29 protein-coding genes and 1 pseudogene are annotated in these 21,703 nt (G+C 63.8%); 1 reads left to right on the forward strand and 29 read right to left on the reverse strand.

All coding sequences use genetic code 11. The features are described from left to right. Positions 1-24 precede the first annotated feature (24 nt). From rplE to rpsL, 18 genes and pseudogenes are all read right to left on the reverse strand, one after another. Positions 25-588 carry a 50S ribosomal protein L5 gene (gene rplE, locus LZ519_RS06155; RefSeq protein WP_249868877.1) on the reverse strand — a complete coding sequence of 188 codons (564 nt, stop codon included), beginning with the start codon at positions 586-588 and terminating at the stop codon, positions 25-27. 181 nt (positions 589-769) lie between these two features. Then, the gene (rplX, locus tag LZ519_RS06160; protein WP_249867829.1) at positions 770-1,087 is read right to left on the reverse strand and encodes a 50S ribosomal protein L24; all 318 of its coding nucleotides are present in this window, start codon (positions 1,085-1,087) and stop codon (positions 770-772) included. After that, positions 1,087-1,455, reverse strand: coding sequence for a 50S ribosomal protein L14 (gene rplN / locus LZ519_RS06165; RefSeq protein WP_249867830.1), 369 nt, complete (start codon positions 1,453-1,455; stop codon positions 1,087-1,089). Before rplN ends, rplX begins: the two co-directional genes overlap by 1 nt. Before the next feature lie 221 nt (positions 1,456-1,676). Beyond that, positions 1,677-1,934, reverse strand: a pseudogene (gene rpsQ, locus LZ519_RS06170) (30S ribosomal protein S17); the annotation flags it as partial. A gap of 15 nt (positions 1,935-1,949) precedes the next feature. Further along, the gene (gene rpmC, locus LZ519_RS06175; RefSeq protein WP_249867831.1) at positions 1,950-2,156 is read right to left on the reverse strand and encodes a 50S ribosomal protein L29; all 207 of its coding nucleotides are present in this window, start codon (positions 2,154-2,156) and stop codon (positions 1,950-1,952) included. Between the two features lie 2 nt (positions 2,157-2,158). Continuing rightward, positions 2,159-2,593, reverse strand: coding sequence for a 50S ribosomal protein L16 (rplP, locus tag LZ519_RS06180; RefSeq protein WP_249867832.1), 435 nt, complete (start codon positions 2,591-2,593; stop codon positions 2,159-2,161). Between the two features lie 17 nt (positions 2,594-2,610). Then, the gene (rpsC, locus tag LZ519_RS06185) at positions 2,611-3,321 is read right to left on the reverse strand and encodes a 30S ribosomal protein S3 (RefSeq protein ID WP_249867833.1); all 711 of its coding nucleotides are present in this window, start codon (positions 3,319-3,321) and stop codon (positions 2,611-2,613) included. Between the two features lie 2 nt (positions 3,322-3,323). After that, complete coding sequence (gene rplV / locus LZ519_RS06190; RefSeq protein ID WP_249867834.1) at positions 3,324-3,701, reverse strand: 50S ribosomal protein L22; 378 nt, start codon at positions 3,699-3,701, stop codon at positions 3,324-3,326. After that, entirely contained in the window at positions 3,701-3,976 is a 276-nt protein-coding gene (gene rpsS / locus LZ519_RS06195; RefSeq protein WP_249867835.1) for a 30S ribosomal protein S19, read from the reverse strand. Before rpsS ends, rplV begins: the two co-directional genes overlap by 1 nt. A 3-nt stretch (positions 3,977-3,979) precedes the next feature. After that, positions 3,980-4,816 (reverse strand): 50S ribosomal protein L2, encoded by an 837-nt coding sequence (gene rplB / locus LZ519_RS06200; protein WP_249867836.1) that lies wholly within the window; start codon positions 4,814-4,816, stop codon positions 3,980-3,982. A gap of 3 nt (positions 4,817-4,819) precedes the next feature. Then, complete coding sequence (locus LZ519_RS06205) at positions 4,820-5,134, reverse strand: 50S ribosomal protein L23 (protein ID WP_249867837.1); 315 nt, start codon at positions 5,132-5,134, stop codon at positions 4,820-4,822. After that, entirely contained in the window at positions 5,127-5,753 is a 627-nt protein-coding gene (gene rplD, locus LZ519_RS06210; RefSeq protein WP_249867838.1) for a 50S ribosomal protein L4, read from the reverse strand. Before rplD ends, LZ519_RS06205 begins: the two co-directional genes overlap by 8 nt. Before the next feature lie 3 nt (positions 5,754-5,756). Then, positions 5,757-6,671: a 50S ribosomal protein L3 gene (rplC, locus tag LZ519_RS06215; protein ID WP_249867839.1), complete on the reverse strand. Its 915-nt coding sequence runs from the start codon at positions 6,669-6,671 to the stop codon at positions 5,757-5,759. 178 nt (positions 6,672-6,849) lie between these two features. Continuing rightward, positions 6,850-7,161: a 30S ribosomal protein S10 gene (gene rpsJ, locus LZ519_RS06220; RefSeq protein WP_044450118.1), complete on the reverse strand. Its 312-nt coding sequence runs from the start codon at positions 7,159-7,161 to the stop codon at positions 6,850-6,852. Between the two features lie 119 nt (positions 7,162-7,280). Continuing rightward, complete coding sequence (tuf, locus tag LZ519_RS06225; RefSeq protein WP_249867840.1) at positions 7,281-8,471, reverse strand: elongation factor Tu; 1,191 nt, start codon at positions 8,469-8,471, stop codon at positions 7,281-7,283. A gap of 74 nt (positions 8,472-8,545) precedes the next feature. Then, the gene (gene fusA, locus LZ519_RS06230; RefSeq protein ID WP_249867841.1) at positions 8,546-10,639 is read right to left on the reverse strand and encodes an elongation factor G; all 2,094 of its coding nucleotides are present in this window, start codon (positions 10,637-10,639) and stop codon (positions 8,546-8,548) included. A gap of 66 nt (positions 10,640-10,705) precedes the next feature. After that, on the reverse strand, positions 10,706-11,176 hold the full coding sequence (rpsG, locus tag LZ519_RS06235; protein ID WP_249867842.1) for a 30S ribosomal protein S7: 471 nt from the start codon (positions 11,174-11,176) through the stop codon (positions 10,706-10,708). A gap of 59 nt (positions 11,177-11,235) precedes the next feature. Next, entirely contained in the window at positions 11,236-11,607 is a 372-nt protein-coding gene (gene rpsL, locus LZ519_RS06240; protein ID WP_028969180.1) for a 30S ribosomal protein S12, read from the reverse strand. A 374-nt stretch (positions 11,608-11,981) separates the two neighbouring features. On the opposite strand from rpsL, the gene LZ519_RS06245 reads away from it, so the two are divergent. Continuing rightward, a complete protein-coding gene (locus LZ519_RS06245; RefSeq protein WP_249867843.1) occupies positions 11,982-12,452 on the forward strand; it encodes a YbhB/YbcL family Raf kinase inhibitor-like protein in 471 nt (156 codons plus the stop codon). 7 nt (positions 12,453-12,459) lie between these two features. On the opposite strand, the gene LZ519_RS06250 is transcribed toward LZ519_RS06245, so the two are convergent. From LZ519_RS06250 to LZ519_RS06300, 11 genes are all read right to left on the reverse strand, one after another. Continuing rightward, positions 12,460-12,750: a transcriptional regulator gene (locus tag LZ519_RS06250; RefSeq protein WP_249867844.1), complete on the reverse strand. Its 291-nt coding sequence runs from the start codon at positions 12,748-12,750 to the stop codon at positions 12,460-12,462. After that, on the reverse strand, positions 12,747-13,202 hold the full coding sequence (locus tag LZ519_RS06255) for a hypothetical protein (RefSeq protein ID WP_249867845.1): 456 nt from the start codon (positions 13,200-13,202) through the stop codon (positions 12,747-12,749). Before LZ519_RS06255 ends, LZ519_RS06250 begins: the two co-directional genes overlap by 4 nt. 96 nt (positions 13,203-13,298) lie before the next feature. Continuing rightward, on the reverse strand, positions 13,299-14,033 hold the full coding sequence (locus LZ519_RS06260) for a sulfotransferase-like domain-containing protein (protein WP_249867846.1): 735 nt from the start codon (positions 14,031-14,033) through the stop codon (positions 13,299-13,301). Then, positions 14,030-14,950 carry an aminotransferase class IV gene (locus LZ519_RS06265; RefSeq protein ID WP_249867847.1) on the reverse strand — a complete coding sequence of 307 codons (921 nt, stop codon included), beginning with the start codon at positions 14,948-14,950 and terminating at the stop codon, positions 14,030-14,032. The genes LZ519_RS06260 and LZ519_RS06265 overlap by 4 nt, the downstream gene beginning before the upstream one ends. A 35-nt stretch (positions 14,951-14,985) precedes the next feature. Further along, positions 14,986-15,657, reverse strand: coding sequence for a hypothetical protein (locus LZ519_RS06270; RefSeq protein WP_249867848.1), 672 nt, complete (start codon positions 15,655-15,657; stop codon positions 14,986-14,988). A 102-nt stretch (positions 15,658-15,759) separates the two neighbouring features. Beyond that, positions 15,760-16,164, reverse strand: coding sequence for a cupin domain-containing protein (locus LZ519_RS06275; protein WP_249867849.1), 405 nt, complete (start codon positions 16,162-16,164; stop codon positions 15,760-15,762). Further along, complete coding sequence (locus LZ519_RS06280; protein WP_249867850.1) at positions 16,161-16,415, reverse strand: hypothetical protein; 255 nt, start codon at positions 16,413-16,415, stop codon at positions 16,161-16,163. Before LZ519_RS06280 ends, LZ519_RS06275 begins: the two co-directional genes overlap by 4 nt. A 13-nt stretch (positions 16,416-16,428) precedes the next feature. Continuing rightward, positions 16,429-17,373: a cation diffusion facilitator family transporter gene (locus tag LZ519_RS06285; protein ID WP_249867851.1), complete on the reverse strand. Its 945-nt coding sequence runs from the start codon at positions 17,371-17,373 to the stop codon at positions 16,429-16,431. Beyond that, positions 17,370-18,659, reverse strand: coding sequence for a Xaa-Pro dipeptidase (locus LZ519_RS06290; protein ID WP_249867852.1), 1,290 nt, complete (start codon positions 18,657-18,659; stop codon positions 17,370-17,372). The genes LZ519_RS06285 and LZ519_RS06290 overlap by 4 nt, the downstream gene beginning before the upstream one ends. Positions 18,660-18,674: 15 nt before the next feature. After that, complete coding sequence (gene lpdA, locus LZ519_RS06295) at positions 18,675-20,087, reverse strand: dihydrolipoyl dehydrogenase (RefSeq protein WP_249867853.1); 1,413 nt, start codon at positions 20,085-20,087, stop codon at positions 18,675-18,677. A gap of 72 nt (positions 20,088-20,159) precedes the next feature. Beyond that, positions 20,160-21,650 (reverse strand): replicative DNA helicase, encoded by a 1,491-nt coding sequence (locus tag LZ519_RS06300; RefSeq protein WP_249867854.1) that lies wholly within the window; start codon positions 21,648-21,650, stop codon positions 20,160-20,162. Positions 21,651-21,703 lie beyond the last annotated feature (53 nt).

The following is a 21,703-nucleotide window of genomic DNA, read 5'->3' on the forward strand; positions in this document are numbered from 1 at the left end:
AGTTCTTCTCCTATGCAGACCGCATTAAGCGGCCTGCTTTTCCTCTGCTTCCGCGGGGAACGGGAAGTTGAACAAGCGCAGCAGCTCGCGCGCCTCCTCGTCCGTCTTCGCGGTGGTTGTCACGATAATGTCCATCCCCCGGACCTTCTCGATCTGGTCGTAGTTGATCTCGGGGAAAACGATCTGTTCCTTCAGGCCCATCGCATAATTGCCGCGCCCGTCGAACGACCGGGGGTTGAGGCCCCTGAAGTCGCGGACTCGCGGAAGTGCGACGGTGACCAGCCGGTCCAGGAATTCGTACATGCGGTCGCGGCGAAGCGTGACCTTGCAGCCGATCGGCATGCCTTCGCGCAGCTTGAACTGTGCGATCGACTTCTTCGCCTTGGTGATCACAGGCTTCTGGCCGGCGATCGCCTCCATCTCGGCGGCGGCCGCTTCGACCTTCTTCTTGTCCTGGGTCGCCTCGCCGACGCCCATGTTCACGACGATCTTGTCGAGACGCGGAACTTCGAGCCGGTTCTTGTAGCCGAACTTCTCGGTCATCGCCTTGACGATGCGGTCCTCATAGTCGGTCTTCAGGCGCGGCATATAGTCGGCCGGCTTCGACGACGCCTTGCCGGCTTTCTTCTCGGCCTTCTCAGCCTTCTCAGCCTTCGCCGGCTTTTCAGCCTGCTCGGCCTCGTCAGCCTTGGTCCCGGTGGCCTCAGCCTCGACAGCCTTGGTCTCGGTCGGCTCGACCTGCTCGGCCTCGTCGATCTTGTTTTCGTTGTCAGCCATTGATCAGCTCTCCGGACTTGGCTGCGACGCGCACCTTCTTGCCGTCACGCTCCTCGAAGCGGACGCGGGTCGGGCTGCCGTCCTTGGGATCGGCGATCGCGACGTTCGAAATGTGCAGCGGCGCTTCCTTGCGCTCGATCCCGCCCTGCGGGTTCAGCTGCGACGGCTTGCGGTGGCGGGCATGCACGTTGACCCCCGAAACGACGACCTTGTCGTCCTTCGGAATCACCTTCGTGACCTCGCCGCTGCGGCCCTTGTCCTTGCCGGCAAGCACCACGACCGTGTCGCCCTTCTTGATCTTCTGGGCCATTACAAAACCTCCGGGGCGAGGCTGATGATCTTCATGTGCTTCTTCGCCCTAAGCTCGCGAACGACCGGGCCGAAGATGCGCGTTCCGATCGGCTCGTCCGCCTTGTTGACCAGCACTGCCGCGTTCGAATCGAAGCGGATCACCGAACCGTCGGGACGGCGGATGTCCTTGGCCGTGCGAACGATCACCGCGCGGTGAACGTCGCCCTTCTTCACTCGGCCGCGCGGAGCCGCTTCCTTGACGGAAACGACGATGATGTCGCCCACACCGGCAACCCGGCGCTTCGAGCCGCCAAGCACCTTGATGCACTGGACGCGCTTCGCGCCGCTGTTGTCCGCGACGTCCAGGTTTGACTGCATCTGGATCATTGTTCGACCCTATCCTCTTCCAAATCCGCTCAAGCGTCCGCTTCAGCGACGTCTTCGGCTTTCGCCTTGCCTTTGCCCTTCGAGGGCTTGGCGGGTTTCTTCTCGGTCTTTTCGACCTTCTCTGCCTTCGCCGGCTTTTCAGCCTTCTCCGGCTGCGCCTTCTCGGCCTTCGCCTCCGCGCTCGGCTCCATCTCGGAAGCCAGCACGTCCGGCTCGTTGATCTCTACCGCCGCCACCTTGGCCGCACCGATGCGCTCGATGACCGTCCAGGTCTTGTGCTTCGAAATCGGCTTGCACTCTTCGATGCGCACCTCTTCGCCGGTGCGGTACGCATTGTCCGCATCGTGCGCGTGGTACTTCTTCGAACGGCGGATGATCTTTCCGTACAGCGGGTGCTTCACCCGCCGATCGACGCGGACGGTGACGGTCTTGTCACCCTTGTCCGAAACGATGGTTCCGATCAGGACGCGCTTTGGCATCTCAAATAATCTCCCTTACGCCTTCGCCGCTTCGCGGGCGCGCTGGTTCTGAAGCGTCTTGATCCGCGCGATGGTCCTGCGGACCTCCGTCACTCGCGAAGGCTTCTCGAGCTGATTGGTCGCCGACTGGAAGCGAAGGTTGAACTGCTCACGCTTCAGCTGCAGCAGCTCCTGCTGAAGCTGGTCGTCGGTCTTGACCTTGAGATCGTCGATCGCGGCCATTTCTAACGGTCCTCCTCAACCAGGGTCTCGCCCAGGCGAGCGATGACCTTGGTCTTGATCGGCAGCTTTTCGGCTGCGCGCTCAAAAGCGGTCTTGGCGAGCGGGCCGGGAATTCCGTCGAGCTCGAACAGGATGCGACCGGGCTTCACCCGGGCAACCCAGAATTCCGGGCTTCCCTTGCCCGAGCCCATGCGGACTTCCGCCGGCTTGGAGCTGACGGGAACATCCGGGAACACTCGGATCCAGAGCCGTCCGGCGCGCTTGATGTGGCGCTGGATCGCGCGGCGAGCCGCCTCGATCTGGCGAGCGGTGATCCGGTCCGGCTCCATGGCCTTGAGGCCGAAGGCGCCGAAGTTGAGCTCGGTCCCGCCCTTGGCATTGCCATGGATGCGGCCCTTGAAGGCCTTGCGGAATTTTGTGCGCTTGGGTTGCAGCATCGTTTGTTCCTAAAGCCTTAGCGACCGCGGTCTTCGCGGGCCGGGCGAACTCCGGAGGTCTGAGCCTCCATCATCAGCCGGTCCTGGGCGGTCGGGTCGTGACCCAGGATCTCGCCCTTGAAGATCCACACTTTCACTCCGCAGACGCCGTAAGCGGTGTGCGCTTCCGCCTCGGCGTAATCGACGTTGCCGCGCAGCGTATGCAGCGGCACGCGGCCCTCGCGGTACCATTCGGTGCGAGCGATCTCGGCGCCGCCAAGACGGCCGGCGCAGGTGATCCGGATGCCCTCGGCACCGAGGCGCAGGGCGGATTGAACCGCGCGCTTCATTGCCCGGCGGAACGCGATACGGCGCTCAAGCTGGTCGGCAACGCCCTGGGCGACGAGCTTCGCGTCGACTTCCGGCTTGCGGATCTCGACGATGTTGAGGCTGACGTCGCTGGAGGTCATCGCCTGCAGCGCCTTGCGCAGCTTCTCGATGTCCGCGCCCTTCTTGCCGATGATCACACCGGGGCGGGCAGCGTAGATGGAAATCCGGCAGATCTTCGCCGGACGCTCGATCACCACCTTCGAAATCGCCGCCTGCGGAAGCAGGTCGAGGATGTAGCGGCGGATCTTGAGGTCCTCGAGCAGAAGCCGGCCGTAATCCTGGCCTTCCGCGAACCAGCGGCTGTCCCAGGTACGGTTGATCTGCAGGCGAAGCCCGACAGGTGAGGATTTCTGGCCCATATCTACGCTTCTTCCTGCTCGCGAACGACGACGCGAATTCGGCTGAACGGCTTGACGATGCGGCTCGAGCGGCCGCGTGCGCGGGTCGCGAAACGCTTCATCGAGAGCGACTTCCCGACGCTCGCCTCGGCGACCACCAAGGCGTCGACGTCGAGATTGTGGTTGTTCTCCGCATTGGCGACCGCGCTTGCGAGCACCTTGCGGACATCGTCGGCCATGCCCTTGGGCGAGAACTTGAGGATGTTCAGAGCTTCCTCGACCTTCCGGCCGCGGATCAACTGAGCAACCAGGTTCAGCTTGCGGGCCGAGCCACGGATGGTGTTGCCGACGGCGAGCGCTTCCTTGTCGCTCACCTTGCGGGGTGCAGCCTGCTTGCCCATCAGCGCTTGCCCTTCTTGTCGGAGGCGTGGCCGTGGAAGGTGCGGGTCGGAGCGAACTCGCCCAGCTTCATGCCGACCATGTCCTCATTGACCGACACCGGCACGAACTTGCGGCCGTTGTAGACATTGAAGGTGAGGCCGACGAACTGCGGCAGGATCGTCGAACGGCGCGACCAAGTCTTGATCGGCGCACGGCCACCCTTGTCCTGAGCGCTCTCGGCCTTCTTCAGCAGCGAAAGCTCGACAAACGGGCCTTTCCAGACGGAACGGGCCATTGCTTAACCCTTCTTCTTCGCGTGGCGGGACCGGATGATGAACTTGTCCGTCGCCTTGTTGTTACGAGTGCGGGCACCCTTGGTCGGCTTGCCCCACGGAGTGACCGGATGACGGCCGCCCGAGGTCCGGCCTTCACCACCGCCGTGCGGATGGTCGACCGGGTTCTTGGCGACGCCGCGGGTCAGCGGGCGCCTGCCCATCCAGCGAGTGCGGCCCGCCTTGGCCAGCGTCTGGTTGGCGTTGTCCGGGTTGGACACTGCGCCAACGGTGGCCATGCAGTCGGAGCGCACGTAGCGCTGCTCGCCTGAATTCAGCCTGACGATGACCATTCCCTTGTCGCGGCCGACGACTTGCACATAGGTGCCTGCGGCGCGGGCGATCTGGCCGCCCTTGCCGGGCTTAAGCTCGACATTGTGGACGATGGTTCCGACCGGCATCTGGCCGACCTCCATTGCATTGCCCGGCTTCACGTCGACCTTCTTGCCGGCGATGACCTTGTCGCCCGGAGCGAGACGCTGCGGAGCGATGATATAAGCCTGCTCGCCGCCCTCGTAGGTGATGAGCGCGATGAACGCGGAACGGTTGGGGTCGTACTCCAGCCGCTCGACCGTGGCCCCAACGTCCCAGGTGCGGCGCTTGAAGTCGATGATCCGGTACTTCTGCTTGTGGCCGCCGGCGATTCCGCGGCTGGTAACATGGCCCTTGTTGTTGCGGCCGCCGGTCTTGCGCTTGCCTTCGACCAGCGTCTTGACCGGCTTGCCCTTCCACAGCGCCGACTTGTCGACGAGGATCAGGCCGCGGCGTGCGGGGCTCGTCGGCTTATATTGCTTGAGTGCCATGGCTTAGATCCCGCTCGTCACGTCGATCGTCTGGCCTTCGGCCAAAGTGATGATCGCTTTCTTGAAGTCCGACCGCTGATAGGGCTTGCCCTTCCAGCGCTTGCTCTTGCCCTTGGTCACGACGGTATTCACGCCGGTGACCTTGACGTTGAACAAAGCCTCGATGGCTTCCTTGATCTCCGGCTTGGAGGCGCCCGACGCGACCTTGAACACGACGGCGTTGTGCTCGGACAGCATCGTCGACTTCTCGGTGATGTGCGGAGCGAGAACCACGTCATAGTGGTTCACCTTCACCTCGGCCTGCTGCTTCTTAGCCATTGAACCGGGCCTCCAGCTTCTCGACCGCGGCGCGGGTCAGGACCAGCGTCTCGTGGCGCATGATGTCGTAAACATTGGCTCCGAGCGCCGGCATCAGATCGATGCTCTCAAGGTTCGACGAAGCGCGGGCGAAACCGACGTTGAGCGCGTCACCGTCGATCACCAGCGCGCTCTTGCCGAAGCCGAGCTTGCCGAGCCTGTTCTTGAGCTCCTTCGTCTTGCCCTGCGGCAGGTCGAGATTGTCGACGACGATGAGGTTGCCCTCGCGAGCCTTGGACGACAGCGCCATCTTCAGGCCGAGCGCACGAACCTTCTTGTTGAGGCTCGACACGAACACCCGGGCACGCGGGCCGTGAGCCTTGCCGCCGCCGACGAAAATCGGGGCGCGGCGATCGCCGTGACGAGCCGTACCGCCGCCCTTCTGGCGGCCGAACTTCTTGCCCGTGCGCGCGACCTCGCTGCGCTCACGGGCCGGACGCGCGGGAGCGCGGCGGTTGGTGAGCTGCCACGTCACGACGCGGTGAAGGATGTCAGCGCGCGGCTCGACGCCAAAGATGGCGTCATTGAGCTCGATGTCGCCCCCCTTGCCGGAGTCGAGGTTCTGGACCTTGACCTTCATTGCTTAGCCTTCCTTGCTTTCGTCGGCAGCCGGGGCATCGCCCTCGGCAGCGCCGCCAGCATTGTCTTCGCCCGCTTCCGCAGCCTTGGCCTCGGCCTCGGCTTCAGCAGCGGCACCGGCTTCCTGCTCCGCTGCGATCGCCGCGACTTCGGCATCGCTCGGCAGCGCCGGGATCTCGTGAACCGCGCCCTCGTCGACGAGGCCGGCAGGAGCATGCTCTTCCTGGGCGGCTTCGGCCTTCTTCGGCTCGAACAGGCCGGCCGGGTACGGAGCATCCTCGCGGCGCGGGATCTTGATCGCGTCCTGAATGGTCAGCCAGCTGCCCTTGTGACCCGGAACCGAGCCCTTGATGAAGATAAGGCCGCGCGCAGGATCGGTGCGAACGACCTCGAGATTCTGCTGGGTGCGATTGCGGGCGCCCATGTGGCCCGCCATCTTCTTGTTCTTGAACACTCGGCCCGGATCCTGGCGGTTGCCGGTCGAACCGTGCGAACGGTGCGAGACCGAGACGCCGTGGGTGGCCCGAAGACCACGGAAATTCCAGCGCTTCATCGCGCCTGCAAAGCCCTTGCCCTGCGTGACGCCCGAAACGTCAACGAGCTGGCCGGCAATGAAATGCTCTGCGCTAAGGGTGGCACCGACCTCGAGCAGGGCATCTTCCGCGACGCGGAACTCGACGACCTTCGCCTTCGGCTCGACCTCGGCTTTGCCGAACGCAGCGCGCTGCGGCTTGGCGATGTTCTTCGCCTTCGCCTTGCCGGCGCCGAGCTGGACGGCGGTATAGCCGTCGCGATCGGCCTCGCGGCGGCCGACGACCTGCACCCCGTCCAGCTGCAGGACGGTCACGGGCACATGCCGGCCGTCCGCCTGGAACAGGCGGGTCATTCCTACCTTCTTCGCGATCACGCCAGTGCGCATGACCAAATGCTCCTACACAGAGGCACACGGGAAAATCCCCGAGTGCTTGCAGCCCGTTCAAATTTCCGCGTGCCCCGCCTGGGCTAGAGCTCCCTGGAAGGAGCGGCGGGGACGCAGCCGGAGCTAATGCTCCGCGGTATCTCCCGATGTGACACGCCCCGAAGGGCGAGCGCCGGCATTACGCCAGCTTGATCTCCACATCGACACCCGCGGCGAGGTCCAGCTTCATCAAAGCGTCGACCGTCTGCGGGGTCGGCTGCACGATATCGAGCAGCCTCTTGTACGTCCTCACCTCGAACTGCTCGCGCGACTTCTTGTCGATGTGCGGCGAGCGGTTGACGGTGAACTTCTCAATGCGCGTCGGAAGGGGGATTGGACCGCGAATCAACGCACCCGTGCGACGCGCCGTGTCGGCGATGTCGCCAGTTGCCTGATCGAGCACTCGATGATCGAACGCCTTCAGACGAATCCGGATGTTCTGCGTTTCCATGTCCCTACCGATGCGAAAGAGCCCGCGAACCGAAGCAGAAGCCGCGGCCCGCCAATTTCAAAACGTTAAAAGTGCGAGCCGCGCGAATCCTTCAGGAGCCGCGCGGCTGGCGCCCTATATTACTTAGAGATCGAACCGACAACCCCTGCGCCGACGGTCCGGCCGCCTTCGCGGATTGCGAAGCGCAGGCCCTGGTCCATCGCGATCGGGGCGATCAGCTTCACGCCGAGGGTGACGTTGTCGCCCGGCATGACCATCTCGGTGCCCTCAGGAAGAACGACCTCGCCGGTCACGTCCGTGGTCCGGAAGTAGAACTGCGGACGATAGTTGGCGAAGAACGGCGTGTGACGGCCGCCCTCGTCCTTCGACAGGACGTAGACTTCCGCCTGGAAGTCCGTGTGCGGAGTGATCGAGCCGGGCTTGGCCAGAACCTGGCCGCGCTCGACTTCTTCACGGCCGACGCCGCGGATCAGAGCGCCGATGTTGTCGCCGGCCTGGCCCTGATCGAGCAGCTTGCGGAACATCTCGACGCCGGTGACGACCGTCTTGGCGGTGTCTTTGATCCCGACGATCTCGACTTCGTCGCCAACCTTGACGATTCCGGTCTCGACGCGGCCCGTGACGACGGTTCCGCGGCCCGAGATCGAGAACACGTCCTCGATCGGCATCAGGAACGGCTTGTCGAGCGGACGCTCCGGAGTCGGGATCCACTCGTCGACGGCGGCCATCAGCTTGAGGATGGCGTCGTGGCCGATCTCGGGGTTCTTGTCCTCGAGCGCGGCGAGAGCCGAACCGGTGACGATCGGAATGTTGTCGCCGTCGAAGTCGCGCTTGGAAAGCTCCTCGCGGATCTCCAGCTCGACGAGTTCCAGGAGCTCCGGATCGTCGACCTGGTCGACCTTGTTGAGGAAGACCACCATGGTCGGAACGCCGACCTGCTTGGCGAGCAGGATGTGCTCCTTGGTCTGCGGCATCGGGCCGTCTGCGGCCGACACGACGAGGATCGCGCCGTCCATCTGTGCGGCGCCGGTGATCATGTTCTTCACATAGTCGGCGTGGCCCGGGCAATCGACGTGGGCGTAGTGGCGCGCAGCCGTTTCATATTCGACGTGAGCGGTCGAAATGGTGATTCCGCGCTCGCGCTCCTCGGGGGCTTTGTCGATGTTCGCGTAATCGGTGTACGTGGCGCCGCCCGTCTCGGCCAGCACCTTGGTGATAGCCGCGGTCAGCGACGTCTTGCCATGGTCGACGTGACCGATGGTCCCGATGTTCACGTGCGGCTTGTTCCGCTCGAATTTAGCCTTCGCCATTTTACGCCTCTCGTTGTTCGAAAATTCGGGCGCGCCGCCCGTTCGCGGACGCGCCCATAGCTACAAAATTACCGTTATGCCAGCTTAGCCTTCACCTCGTCGGCGACGTTCTGCGGCACTTCCTCGTAGTGAGAAAACTGCATCGTGTACTGGGCACGTCCCTGGGTGAACGACCGCAGCTGGTTCACGTAACCGAACATGTTGGCAAGCGGCACCATCGCCTCGACGACTTGCGCGTTGCCGCGGCTGTCGGTGCCCTGGATCTGCCCGCGCCGGCTGTTCAAGTCGCCGATGACGTCGCCCAGATAATCCTCGGGGGTGACGACCTCGACCTTCATGATCGGCTCGAGCAGCTTGATTCCGGCCTTCTGGGCCGCCTCGCGCATTGCTCCGCGGCCGGTGATCTCGAACGCAAGCGCCGAGGAGTCGACGTCGTGGTACTTGCCGTCGAGCAGCCGGATCTTGAAGTCGATGATCGGGAAGCCGATCAGCGAACCGGTCTCAGCGGTCTCGCGCATGCCCTTCTCGACCGACGGGATATATTCGCGCGGAATGTTGCCGCCCTTGATCTCGTCGAGGAACTCGATTCCGCTTCCGCGCTCGCCGGGCTCGAGAGCAACCTTCACCTCGCCGAACTGGCCGGAGCCGCCCGACTGCTTCTTGTGGGTGTAGGTGACCTCGACCGGCTTCGCGAGCGATTCACGATAAGCGACCTGCGGAGCTCCGACGTTGGCCTCGACCTTGAACTCGCGCTTCATGCGGTCGACAAGAATGTCGAGGTGAAGCTCGCCCATTCCCTTGATGATCGTCTGGCCGGACTCGTGGTCGGTGGATACCCGGAATGACGGGTCCTCGGCGGCGAGGCGATTGAGCGCGATACCCATCCGCTCCTGGTCAGCCTTGGTCTTCGGCTCGACGCTGAGCTCAATCACCGGATCGGGGAATTCCATCCGCTCGAGGATGATCGGGGCGTTCTTGGCGCACAAAGTGTCGCCGGTCGTCGTTTCCTTGAGGCCGGCAAGAGCCACGATGTCGCCGGCGAAAGCCTCGTCGATGTCCTCGCGGCTGTTCGCATGCATCAAGAGCATTCGCCCGATCTTCTCGTCCCGGTCCTTGACCGAGTTGAGGTAGCCGCCCTTGGTCAGCTTGCCCGAGTAGATGCGGGCGAAGGTGAGCGTGCCCACGAACGGGTCGTTCATGATCTTGAACGCAAGCGCGGCGAACGGCGCATTGTCGTCGGCCGGGCGCGAGTCTTCGATATCGGTGTCGGGCTTCACGCCCTTGATCGGCGGAACGTCGATCGGGCTGGGCATGTAATCGACGACGGCGTCGAGAAGCGGCTGGACGCCCTTGTTCTTGAACGCGGAGCCGCACAGCACCGGAACGAACGCGCGCGCCAGAGTACCTTTGCGGATCAGCTTCTTGAGAGTCGGAGCGTCGGGCTCCTCGCCCTCGAGATAAGCCATCATCACGTCGTCATCCTGCTCGACGACGTTCTCGAGCAGGTTGTGGCGATATTCGGCGGCCTTTTCCTTCAGCTCCTCGGGGATGTCGACATAGTCGAACTTCGCTCCGAGGCTTTCGTCCTGCCAGACGATGCCGCGCATGTTGACGAGGTCGACGACGCCCTTGAGGTCGCTCTCTGCACCGATCGGGAGGTAGAGGACCAGCGGCTTGGCGCCGAGGCGGTCGATGATCGACTGGACGCAGAAATAGAAATCGGCGCCGGTGCGGTCGAGCTTGTTGATGAAGCACATCCGCGGAACGCCATACTTGTCGGCCTGCCGCCAAACGGTCTCCGACTGCGGCTCGACGCCCGCAACGCCGTCGAACACCGCGACCGCGCCGTCGAGCACTCGAAGCGAACGCTCGACCTCGATCGTGAAGTCGACGTGGCCGGGAGTGTCGATGATGTTGATGCGGTGCTCGGGGCCTTCGCCGTCCTCGGCCTTCCAGAAGGTCGTGGTCGCAGCGGACGTAATGGTGATCCCGCGCTCCTGCTCCTGCTCCATCCAGTCCATGGTCGCCGAGCCCTCGTGGACTTCGCCGATCTTGTAGGACTTGCCGGTGTAGTAGAGGATTCGCTCGGTCGTCGTCGTCTTGCCGGCATCGATGTGAGCCATGATGCCGATGTTGCGATAGCGTTCGAGCGGATGGCTGCGGGCCATTTCAGTTCTTCCTTGGCGATGTGGGGAGCCGACAACGGCCGGCTAGCCACGATATAGGTGCGAAAATTACCAGCGGTAGTGGCTGAAGGCGCGGTTCGCCTCGGCCATGCGGTGCGTGTCTTCCCGCTTCTTCACCGCGTTTCCGCGATTCTGCGAGGCGTCCATCAGCTCGCCCGAAAGCCGGCCGGCCATCGTCTTTTCAGAACGCGCGCGAGCGGCGGTGATCAGCCAGCGGATGGCGAGAGCCTGGGCGCGCTCCGGGCGAACCTCGACCGGTACCTGGTAGGTGGCGCCGCCAACCCGGCGGGAGCGGACTTCGATGCCCGGCTTCACGTTGTTGAGCGCGTCGTGAAAGACCGACAGCGGCTCCTTCTTCAGGCGCGCTTCGACATTGTCGAGAGCACCGTAAACGATGTTCTCGGCGACCGACTTCTTGCCGTCCAGCATGACGCTGTTCATGAACTTGGAGAGGACCTCGTCCCCGAACTTCGGGTCGGGCAGGATCTCGCGCTTCTCGGGGCGACGACGACGGGACATAGTGAGCTTCCTTTCTCTTCAGCCGTTTCCGGAACCTGTCCGGGGCTTACTGCTCTGGATTACTTGGGACGCTTGGCGCCGTACTTGGACCGCGACTGGCGGCGATCCTTGACACCTTGGGTGTCGAGCACTCCGCGAAGCACGTGATAGCGAACGCCCGGAAGGTCGCGCACGCGCCCGCCGCGGATCAGCACGACGCTGTGCTCCTGCAGGTTGTGGCCCTCGCCGGGGATGTAGCTGATCACTTCGCGCTGGTTGGTCAGGCGGACCTTCGCAACCTTGCGAAGAGCCGAGTTCGGCTTCTTCGGGGTCGTCGTATAGACTCGGGTGCAAACTCCGCGCTTCTGCGGATTCTGCTCCATCGCAGGGACCTTCGACTTGGCCTTCTGCGGTTCGCGACCCTTGCGGATCAGCTGATTAATCGTCGGCATGAAGCCCTTCACCTTGTTATATGCGGGAAAGCCCCGCGGTTACTTTGCCCAACAGAAAAAGCGCGGAGCCTGAGCAGCCGTTCGGCCGCCTGGCGACGCGCAAGTTGAGCAATGTTCAGCTCTTTGCCCGCTCGCTAACTGGGAAAACAGGTCGTGCGGACGGCCGGCCACATAGCTGTGGAGCCCGCCAGCGTCAACGCCTGTCGGGTAGGACAGCGCCTATGTGGGGCGAGCGGCGGAACGGACAAGGGCCCGTCTCGTTGCTTTTCCGCCCGCGACCACGAATGGGGAGCCATGACATGTGGAAACGGCTGACTCCGGTGTTGCTGCTCACCGCGCTTGCGAGTTGCGGGGCCGCAACGGAGGCAAATCAAATGAACGAAAGCAGCACCGTCGCCCGGTTCGCCATGAGCAGCCGGGACATGGAAGATGGCCGTCCGATCCCGCAGCCCTTCACCTGTGACGGAGTGGACCAATCGCCCCAACTAAGCTGGGACGAACCGCCGGCAGGAACAAAGAGCCTCGCACTCGTCATGGACGACCCCGATGCACCGAGCGGCACATTCAGGCATTGGGGAGTTTACGACATCCCGCCCGGGACGCGGTCGATCGCGCTCGGCCAGCCGATCGGCAAGCAGGCCGTCAACGGCTTCGGCAAGCCCGGCTACGGGGGCCCGTGCCCGCCGAAGGGGCACGGACCGCACCATTATCGATTCAAGCTGTACGCGCTGGACATCGACACGCTGTCGCTGCCCGCCATTGCGAAGGTGGAAGAGGTCGAAGGTGAGGCGCTGAAGCACAAGATCGGGCTCGCCCAGCTCACCGCCACCTACGAGCGGAAATAGCGGCAGGTCACTTTCTCGGGACGAGCCCCGCTATCCGCTGCAACTCGGCGATATGCGCTTCGAAGGCGCGGCGGCCTGGGCCTGTCCTGATCAGCCAGGTGCGCTGCCGACCGTCGAGCGCTGCTTTGCGCTGTCGGACGTAATCCGCCTGCATCAGCGCCGAGATATGCTTCGACAGCACCGAATCGCTGACTCCCAGAATCTCGCGGAGCTTGGCGAACTCCATTTCCGAAACGCCGCCGAGCACCGCCATGATCTGAAGCCGCGCCGGCGGGTGGATGAGGGGATCGAGGCTCATCGGTCGCTTCTTAGCTCGCGCTGGTACGCGCGGCGCCACGCTAGGGAATAGAGCGCGCCCACCGGAACCATCAGCAACCCAAGCAGCGCTCCGAGCTCGGGCCGGTGGAGGTCATGTCCGCAATAGACGGCGCCGAAAACGGCTGCGAGCGCGATGACTAGGAACGCGATCGACACCGGCAAAGTCGGCCCGCGGCGAACGCCGTTGATGAAGAAGCCGTGCCGTCGCCGATCGGAGCGGGCGATGATTGCGATTGCGATCACCACTGCGGCGCTTCCGAACGTCGGGATCGGGAGCGGATATCCCTGCGCTCCAACCAGCACTCCGAACAAGAGGCCGATCAGCCAGTGCCGCCACCAGGGCAGGGACGATTCGGCCGCAAGGCGTGAACGGCCCTGCCTGACGCTTTCCAGCGCCTCGGCAGCGCTTCTTTGGTTCTCCGCTTCGGTCATCCAACGACTCCATTACTTTCCAGTTCGGAAAGTGAGTAGTCGTCACTTTCCATATTGGCAAGTGAAATCTTTCCACATTGGAAAGAGAACGTCGAATCACGCTTCGGCGGTGATCCTGTGCGCCGCCAACCGCCCGTAATAGGGCCGCATCCGGTCGGCGAGACGCTGATCGGCTTCGGTCAGCTCGACAGGATCAGAGTCCGGTTCGCCGAAACCCGTGCTCTTCTCCACCGCATTGTACCAATGCGCCGCCCAGACTCCGTCCGTTTCCCGGCGGCCGGGAGCCCAGCGGAGCATCGCCGGATCCCAGGCGATGCCCAGCGCGCCGCACAGCTTCGACAACACGCGCTCGGGGTCCGCAAGAACGTCGTTCGCGTCGATCACCGGAGGGGGATGTCCTAGCCGATCCGCCTCGCGCTCGAAGAACTCCGCCTGCTTCTCGAGCCCGAAATCCTCGAACCGCGCCGCCTCGCGCTTCTTCAGATAGGAAGCGATCATCCGCTCGGGCTCGCGGATCAGGAAGGCATGGCGAAAGCCGGCGAAATCCTCATAGCCGACGGGGCCGACCATCATGTGCCACATGTGCTTCTGGTACCAGATGGGCGATCCGCCGGTCGGATCGCCGCGGAGTTCATCCATTACCGTCCGCCAGTCGCAATCCATCGAGGCGATGACCTCGTCGCGCATCGGATGCTGAAGGCCGGTGTCGGTCAGGAAGCAGCCGTAGAAAGGCTCGTCTGTCACGAACGTGTCCGCCCGGCTTTCGAAACTGCGCATCATCGCGGTGGAGAGGTTCCGAGGCCCCGACCACATCGCGATGCGGATGGTCACGGACGAACTTGCTCCGCCACGTCGCGCTCCACGCGCTCCAGGTATAGCCGCTGCAGCCGTTCGACTATCGGGCCGCGGCCGTCGGTCAACTTGCGTCCGTCGACCTCCCGAACCGGGACGATTCCGGCGAAGGTGCCGGTGACGAACGCTTCGTCCGCGCCATAGACGTCGGTCAGCGAGAAGTCCTTTTCGATCGCGGGAATGCCGGCCTCGCGGGCGACTTCCAAAGCGAGCCCGCGGGTAATGCCGCCGAGGCAATATTTGCCGCTCGAGGTCCACACCTCGCCCTTCCGGACAATGAAGAAGTGCGTGGAATTGCAGGTCGCGACGAAGCCATGCGGGTCGAGCATCAGGGCTTCGTCTGCCCCGGCCTGCGTCGCCTGAATCGAAGCAAGGATGCAGTTGAGCTTGGAGTGCGAATTGATCTTCTGATCCTGCACTGCCGGATCGCCGCGACGGACGTGGACGGTGAACAGCTTGAGGCCGCGCTCGTGAATGCCCTCGGGCGGCTGCTTGTATTCGGGGATGATGACGACGGTCGCTCCGCCAACCACGACCCGCGGGTCCTGGTAGGGCGTTGACCGCACTCCGCGAGTCACCATCAGCCGGATATGGACTCCCTCGCTCATATCGTTGGCATCGAGCGTGTCGTAGAGCCGCTTGGCCAACGCTTCGCGCGACAGGCCGATGTCCATCGCGATCGCTTTCGCGCCCTCGAACAGCCGGTCGAGGTGGCGATTGAGGAAGGAGATGCGGCCCTTGTGGACCCGAAGCCCCTCCCAGACACCGTCGCCGAGCATGAAGCCGCTGTCGAACACCGAAACCACCGCCTGCTCGCGCGGCTTCAGTTCGCCGTTGATGTCGATGAAGACCGACGCGTTGCGCGGGTCCGAAACGTCGTGGAGCGATTGCGCCATCGCCTAGTCGTGCAGCGGCGTGAGGCGGTTGGCAACTAGCTCGTCTTACGCCCGAACACCGGCCGCTCGGGCATGGCCATCCTCGCGGGCGACGGCGACGACGGTTGCCGCGTCTCCGATTCCTTCGATGCGAGGTAGCGAGCGAGCGCCGCATCGGCGTCGAAGTCCGACCCGGGCTGCTCTTCTGTCGGCAGATCGACTCCCCAGCCGCGCTCTCCGGCACCCGCCATTGCAACGCCTGCCACGCCGACCGCCTCGATGTGCGCGGCCTGGAGAATCAACGCGATTTCCGCGGCGCCTCCGGCAGGCAGCCGCATTGTCTCAGTGGACACCCTGAAACGTTGGGCGCCGAAAATGCCGCCTTCGCAGGTAATCTCCAAATATTGATGCTTCCCGACCGGAAACACGCCCGCGTACTTCATTGTGAAAACCATCAGCTTGATGCTGTGGACTTCGCGCCAAGGAATTTCTGCGACCCCCCCGAACGTCTTGCGGACCCACAATGTGTCACGATCGAACTTGATCGTCGGGGTGTGGTTGAAGGCATCATATGCCAGCTTCGCTGCTCCAGCCGCCATCATCAGCCCGAAAATTAGGACAATGACGGAGCCCGAGGACCGCCAGATCTCGTAGGAAGCGTAGGCAAAGGCAGCCAGGAAAGCGCTTCCCATCGCCGCTTTGTCCGGCCGATAATCATAGACGCGCATCGACTGCCTCCCCCAGCAATGCGGGGGGAAACTACGCGATCAGGAATAGCAAATTCTTAAAGAAGCCAGCGGCTTCCCCCGGAAATCACCGCGACCCAGCGCTCACTCTGTCGTTTCGCCTTCCCACTCCTCGTGGGGATGGCGCCGGTCGGCCTCTTCCTTGGTGGCCTGAACGACCTGATCCTTGTGCTCCGGCGGGCCGTAGATGGTGTAGAGCCTCAAGGGCCGCGAACCGATGTTGCGGACGTTGTGCCGGGCGCCCGCGGGGACGATCACCGCGAAATCGCCTTCGACCCGATTCTCGCGGCCATCGATGTCGATGGCGCCCTCGCCTTCCTCGATCCGGAAGAACTGGTCGCGGTCTTCGTGGACCTCCTCGCCGATCTCGTCGCCGGGCTGGAGCGTCATCACCACCAGCTGAAGGTGATGGCCCGTATAGAGGACCCGACGAAAATCTTCGTTCTTGAGCGTGACGCTCTCGATGTCGTCGCAATAGCCCTGTTTCATGGCCGCTCCTCCTCGTTGCTCTTGTTCGTCGGCTCGGTCGAATTTTGCTCAGTCGAGTTGTCCGTGCTGTTGAGGTCGCTGGCGTCGATGGTCGCCTCGTTGCCGGTCGTCTCCGGGCCAAGCGCCAGGTTGACTGCGGCCGGGTCGAGCGCATTGGCTTCCGGCGACATGACATTGTCCCCGGCCGACGACCCGCATGCACCAAGGGCGAGCGCCATTCCGGCGATCACGCAAAGCTTCTTCAACGCCACGATCCGCCTCCGTTCAGCATGGTTCGGATTCCCATTTCGAGCCGAGCAAAGATCCCTTGCGCGGGCGAATGTACAGCCTGCGCACCTGCGGCCAGTGCTTGTGCGCCTCCTCCTCGATCGTGCAGACGATATGCTCGACGTCCCCCGCGGAAATGGAATCGTCGAAGTCGACGCTGATCATTGCGGTGACCTGGTCGGGCGAGGAATGGACGGTCAGCACCTCCCCGGCGGCAACCACGCCCTTCTGGCTGCTTACGAGCTGTGCGAGCCCTGACACCAGCTCGGGCTCGGCAGCCTCGCCGATCAGCAGGCCTTTCGATTCATACGCAAGCAGGAACGCCGTGAGGCCGAGAATGAGGCCGATGACGATCGATGCCGCTCCGTCGTAGAACGGGTTCCCGGTGATCTGCGCGAGGAAGAGACCGGCCGCCGCAGCAACGATCCCGGCCATTGCGGCACCGTTCTCGAGGAGCACGATGAAGCTCGGCGGGTCCTTCGACAGCCGGATCGCTTCGAACCAGCCGGTGCCGCCCTTGGCCGCCTTGAATTCCTGAAACGCCTCCAGCGTCGACCAGCCTTCCAGGAGGAAGGCGACCAGCAGGACTCCATAGGCGATGACAGGCGAGACCGCGTGTTCGGGATGAGCGATGTGGATGATGCCTTCGTAGATCGACACGCCTGCGCCGAGCGCGAACACCAGCACGGCGACGACGAAGCTCCAGAAATAGAGCTCCCGCCCGTATCCGAACGGGTGATAGCGGTCCGGCGCGCGCTTGGCAGCGTGACGCCCCCACATCAGGAGCAGCTGGTTGGTCGAATCGACGACGCTGTGGACGCCCTCCGTCAGCATCGCCGAAGATCCGGTGATCGCCGCAGCGACGAACTTCGAGACCGCTATCCCGAGGTTCGCGACGAGCGCGATCACGAGAGTCCGGGTGCTTGCGGTCGGAGAGCTCATTGCGTTGCGCCAGGCCCCTTCACCAGCACGCCGCCCTTGATAACCGCATCGACATGCTCGAGCGTCGTCACGTCGCGCAGAGGATCGCCACGGACCGCGACCATGTCGCCATAACGGCCAGGCTCGATCACGCCGACATCATTCCTTCCGAGCGCTTCGGAAGCATTCAGCGTCGCCGCCTGGATCGCCTGGAGCGGAGTCATGCCCCACTGCACCATTTTCGCGAACTGCTTCCCATTGTCGCCGTGCGGGTAAACGCCCGCGTCGGTGCCGAAGATCATTTTCACTCCAGCCCTGACCGCGCGCTGGAAGGTCTGGCGCTGCTTCAGGCCGATCATCCGCTCCTTGTCGAGGCTCTGCTGCTCAGTGCCGTTGGCCGTGCCGGTCGCGAGGATATAGTCATCATTATAGATATCCATGTCGAACCAAGTGCCGTGCTGCTTCGCCAGCTGGATGGTCGCATCGGACGCGAGGCTGGCGTGCTCGATCGTGTCGATGCCGGCCAGGATCGCGTCGTGGATTCCCTCGTCGCCATGGGCGTGGGCCGCCACCTTCATGCCGAGCATGTGCGCCTCGTCGGCGATAGCCTTCATTTCCTCGAGGCTCAGCTGCTGGGCGCCAACCGAATCGCCGAGCGAGAATACCCCGCCGGTCGCGCAGATCTTGATCACCTCGGCGCCATATTTGCGCACCCAGCGCACCTTCTCGCGCGCCTGCTCCGGGCTGCTGACGATGCCCGGCGCAGTCTTGTCCGCGCCGAGCGACGGCGGAAGCCCGTTGGTGTCATCGCAATGGCCACCGGTCGCGCCGAGCAAATAAGTCGCGGGCACGATGCGCGGACCGACGATCCAGCCGCCGTCGATCGCCTGCTTCAGCCCGACGTCGTCGAAATCGCCCGAGCCCACGTTGCGAACCGTGGTGAAGCCCGCATCGATGTCCTTGCGCGCATTGAACGGACCGATCGCCGCCCAGAAACTGTCGGTATATTTCAACCCTTCATAACCGCCGATCTCAGCCAGGCTGTTCATGTGAACGTGCATGTCGATCAAGCCCGGAACCAAGGTCTGGCCTGGGAGATCGATATGCTTGATCCCGGCGGGGAGCTGCATCGAAGCGAGATTACCGATCTGCTGCACCCGGCCGTTGTCGCCGATCACGATCGCCGGGTTGTCGATGTACCGGCCGGTCTTCACGTCGAGCAGCCGGTCGGCGGTGACGACCGTCGCCGCGCTTACCGGCGCGGCCAGCGAAACGGCCGCAACAGCGGCCAGCAAGAAATGCTTCATTGGGGTCCCCTCCCGTCAGATATGGATCACCCGTCCGAACGCGGCGAGGACGCTCTCGTGCATCATCTCGCTCAACGTCGGATGCGGGAAAACAGTGTTGATGAAATCCTGCTCGACCAGCTCCGCAGTCTTGCCGATCGTATAACCCTGGATCAGCTCGGTCACTTCGGCACCGATCATGTGCGCACCAAGCAACTCGCCGGTCTTGGCGTCGAACACGGTCTTCACGAAACCTTCGGTCTCGCCGAGCGCGATCGCCTTGCCGTTACCGGGGAAGGGGAAGCGGCCGACCTTGACCTCGTACCCGGCTTCCTTCGCCTTCGCCTCGGTCAGCCCGACGCTTCCGATCTGCGGCCGGCAATAGGTGCAGCCGGGGATGTTCTTCGGGTCCATCGCGTGCGGATGGGCATCCTTGTTGCCGAGCTCCTGAGCGATCGCTTCGGCAGCGATGACGCCTTCATGGCTCGCCTTGTGCGCCAGCCACGGAGGAGCGGTCACGTCGCCGATTGCCCACACGCCCTTTGCGCTGGTGCGACAGTAGGCATCCGCGTCGATGTGGCCCTTGGTGGTTTTCACTCCCAACGCTTCAAGGCCGATGTTCTCGGTGTTCGGAGCGATTCCGACGGCAACGATAACGTGGCTGAAGCGGCGCTCCGCGGTCTTGCCGTCCTTGCCCTTGATCGCGGCAGCGACACCCTTGGAATCCGCCTTCAGGCTTTCGACCCCCGCCGAGGTGAGGATCTCGACCCCTTGCCCCGTCAGCGACTTCGTAAGGGCGCGGCTTACTTCGGCGTCCTCGACCGGCACGATCCGGTCCAGCATTTCGACGACGGTCACCTTGGCGCCGAGGTCGTTGTAGAAGCTGGCGAACTCGATCCCGATCGCGCCCGAGCCGATGACCAGCAACTCCGTGGGCATCTCCGGCGGCGTCATTGCGTGGCGGTAGGTCCAGATTCGCTTCCCGTCGCTCTTCGCGAACGGAAGCTCGCGGGCGCGGGCGCCCGTCGCGACGATGATGTGCTTGGCTGCAAGCTCGGTCGTCTTGCCGGTCGCGGCCACGTTGAGCTTGCCGGGGCCGGTGAGCTTCCCTTCCCCCATGTGCACGTCGATCTTGTTGCGCTTCATCAGGCCGGTGACGCCGCGGTTCATCTGCGCTGCAACGTCTCGGCTGCGTTCGACCACTTTCTTCAGGTCGAAATCCACTTTGCCGGCGCTGAGCCCGAAACTCTCGGCATGCCTCATGTGGTGAAGGATTTCGGCGGAGCGGAGCAGCGCCTTGGTCGGGATGCAGCCCCAGTTGAGGCAGATTCCGCCGAGCAGCTCGCGCTCGACGATGGCGGTCTTCAGGCCGAGCTGAGCAGCCCTGATCGCCGCTACATAGCCGCCCGGCCCCGAACCGAGGACGACGAGATCATATTGCTCGGCCATTCAGATGCTCCGGTTGGTCAGCCGCAGGCGCGTGCCGCCCCCTTATTGCATCGATGTGGAATCGCAACCGGTTCAGCCACGCTCTTCTGGGAGGAAGCCCTCGTCCACGCGGTCGCTGAACTTGGTGATCCGGCTGTCGAACTTCACCCGGACCTTGCCCGTTGCGCCGTGGCGCTGCTTCGACACCAGGATTTCCGCGAGGCCGTAGACCCGCCCCATCTCCTCCTGCCACGAAGCGAAATCGGGGTGGTCGTCGGCCGGCTGGCGGGCGGCGAGATAATAGTCCTCGCGATAGATGAAGAGGACGATGTCGGCGTCCTGCTCGATCGAGCCCGACTCACGAAGGTCGGACAGCTGCGGGCGCTTGTCCTCGCGCTGCTCCACGGCTCGGCTCAGCTGCGAAAGGCCGATGACCGGGACGTTCAATTCCTTTGCCAACGTCTTCAGCCCGCGGCTGATCTCGGAAATTTCGTTGACGCGGTTCTCGTTGCTGTTGCGGCCGGTCCCCTGGAGCAGCTGAAGGTAATCGACGATGACCATCCCGATGCCCTTCTGCCGCTTGAGGCGACGAGCGCGGGCGCGCAGCGCGGCGATGGTCAGGCCGGGCGTATCGTCAATGTAGAAAGGCAGGCTCTCCAGCTCGGCTGCGGCGCGGGCAAGCTGGCGAAACTCCTGCTTGCTGATCTTGCCCATGCGCAGGTTCTCGGAGCTGATGCCCGACTGCTCCGCAAGGATACGCGTGGCCAGCTGGTCCGCCGACATTTCGAGGCTGAACATGGCGACGGGAGCGCCAGCGGATTTCTCCGGCTCGATCCCGTCCTCGACGTCGCGGAGGAACCGTTGTGCTGCGGCGAAGGCGATGTTGGTGCCGAGCGCCGACTTGCCCATGCCCGGGCGTCCGGCGACGATGATCAGGTCGGAATTGTGAAGGCCGCCGATCTTGCCGTTGAGGCTTTCGAGGCCCGTCGTCACGCCTGACAAATGGCCGCCGCTATTGAGCGCCCGCTCGGCGGTCTGGAGCGCATCGCGGGTAGCCTCGGCGAAGCTCTTCGCCTTGCCTTCGGCGCCGCCCTCCTCCGCGACTTTGTAGAGCTCGCTTTCCGCACGCTCGATCTGCTGAAGCGGAGCGACTTCCTCGCTCGTGTCGAGAGCGCTGTCGACCAGGTCGCGGCCGACTCCGATCAGCGCCCGAAGCAGCGCTAGGTCGTAAATCTGCTGGGCGAAGTCGCGAGCTGCGATCAGGGTCGCGCCCGAGCCCGTCAGAGTCGCAAGATAGCCCGCGCCGCCGACCTGCTTCATCGCCTCGTCGGCCTCGAACATCGGCCGCAGGGTCACCGGATTTGCGACCATGTTCTTGTCGGTGAGCTTGAGGATCGAGTCGTAGATCCGGCCGTGGAGTTCTTCGTGGAAATGGTGCGGCTTGAGCTTGAGGCCGACGTCTTCGACCAGGCGGTTGTCGAGCATCAGCGCGCCAAGGAGCGCGGCTTCGGCCTCGACGTTAGCCGGGAGGCTCGGGGTAGCGGCGGGCTGCGCCGGGTCGGATAGTCTTACGATCTCTGCCATGCGCACGTCCTACGCGGATCGGCGGCCGCGCCAATTGAGAACAAAAGTAGCAC

The sequence above is a fragment of the Sphingomonas anseongensis genome, from assembly GCF_023516495.1.
GTDB lineage: Bacteria > Pseudomonadota > Alphaproteobacteria > Sphingomonadales > Sphingomonadaceae > Sphingomicrobium > Sphingomicrobium anseongensis.

Coding starts and splice junctions, on each gene's coding strand:
- rplE (WP_249868877.1), bottom strand. CDS start 588: ATGCCGCGCCTGAAGACCGACTATGAGGACCGCATCGTCAAGGCGATG.
- rplX (WP_249867829.1), bottom strand. CDS start 1,087: ATGGCCCAGAAGATCAAGAAGGGCGACACGGTCGTGGTGCTTGCCGGC.
- rplN (WP_249867830.1), bottom strand. CDS start 1,455: ATGATCCAGATGCAGTCAAACCTGGACGTCGCGGACAACAGCGGCGCG.
- rpmC (WP_249867831.1), bottom strand. CDS start 2,156: ATGGCCGCGATCGACGATCTCAAGGTCAAGACCGACGACCAGCTTCAG.
- rplP (WP_249867832.1), bottom strand. CDS start 2,593: ATGCTGCAACCCAAGCGCACAAAATTCCGCAAGGCCTTCAAGGGCCGC.
- rpsC (WP_249867833.1), bottom strand. CDS start 3,321: ATGGGCCAGAAATCCTCACCTGTCGGGCTTCGCCTGCAGATCAACCGT.
- rplV (WP_249867834.1), bottom strand. CDS start 3,701: ATGGGCAAGCAGGCTGCACCCCGCAAGGTGAGCGACAAGGAAGCGCTC.
- rpsS (WP_249867835.1), bottom strand. CDS start 3,976: ATGGCCCGTTCCGTCTGGAAAGGCCCGTTTGTCGAGCTTTCGCTGCTG.
- rplB (WP_249867836.1), bottom strand. CDS start 4,816: ATGGCACTCAAGCAATATAAGCCGACGAGCCCCGCACGCCGCGGCCTG.
- LZ519_RS06205 (WP_249867837.1), bottom strand. CDS start 5,134: ATGGCTAAGAAGCAGCAGGCCGAGGTGAAGGTGAACCACTATGACGTG.
- rplD (WP_249867838.1), bottom strand. CDS start 5,753: ATGAAGGTCAAGGTCCAGAACCTCGACTCCGGCAAGGGGGGCGACATC.
- rplC (WP_249867839.1), bottom strand. CDS start 6,671: ATGCGCACTGGCGTGATCGCGAAGAAGGTAGGAATGACCCGCCTGTTC.
- rpsJ (WP_044450118.1), bottom strand. CDS start 7,161: ATGGAAACGCAGAACATCCGGATTCGTCTGAAGGCGTTCGATCATCGA.
- tuf (WP_249867840.1), bottom strand. CDS start 8,471: ATGGCGAAGGCTAAATTCGAGCGGAACAAGCCGCACGTGAACATCGGG.
- fusA (WP_249867841.1), bottom strand. CDS start 10,639: ATGGCCCGCAGCCATCCGCTCGAACGCTATCGCAACATCGGCATCATG.
- rpsG (WP_249867842.1), bottom strand. CDS start 11,176: ATGTCCCGTCGTCGTCGCCCCGAGAAGCGCGAGATCCTGCCCGACCCG.
- rpsL (WP_028969180.1), bottom strand. CDS start 11,607: ATGCCGACGATTAATCAGCTGATCCGCAAGGGTCGCGAACCGCAGAAG.
- LZ519_RS06245 (WP_249867843.1), top strand. CDS start 11,982: ATGAACGAAAGCAGCACCGTCGCCCGGTTCGCCATGAGCAGCCGGGAC.
- LZ519_RS06250 (WP_249867844.1), bottom strand. CDS start 12,750: ATGAGCCTCGATCCCCTCATCCACCCGCCGGCGCGGCTTCAGATCATG.
- LZ519_RS06255 (WP_249867845.1), bottom strand. CDS start 13,202: ATGACCGAAGCGGAGAACCAAAGAAGCGCTGCCGAGGCGCTGGAAAGC.
- LZ519_RS06265 (WP_249867847.1), bottom strand. CDS start 14,950: ATGGCGCAATCGCTCCACGACGTTTCGGACCCGCGCAACGCGTCGGTC.
- LZ519_RS06270 (WP_249867848.1), bottom strand. CDS start 15,657: ATGCGCGTCTATGATTATCGGCCGGACAAAGCGGCGATGGGAAGCGCT.
- LZ519_RS06275 (WP_249867849.1), bottom strand. CDS start 16,164: ATGAAACAGGGCTATTGCGACGACATCGAGAGCGTCACGCTCAAGAAC.
- LZ519_RS06285 (WP_249867851.1), bottom strand. CDS start 17,373: ATGAGCTCTCCGACCGCAAGCACCCGGACTCTCGTGATCGCGCTCGTC.
- LZ519_RS06290 (WP_249867852.1), bottom strand. CDS start 18,659: ATGAAGCATTTCTTGCTGGCCGCTGTTGCGGCCGTTTCGCTGGCCGCG.
- lpdA (WP_249867853.1), bottom strand. CDS start 20,087: ATGGCCGAGCAATATGATCTCGTCGTCCTCGGTTCGGGGCCGGGCGGC.
- LZ519_RS06300 (WP_249867854.1), bottom strand. CDS start 21,650: ATGGCAGAGATCGTAAGACTATCCGACCCGGCGCAGCCCGCCGCTACC.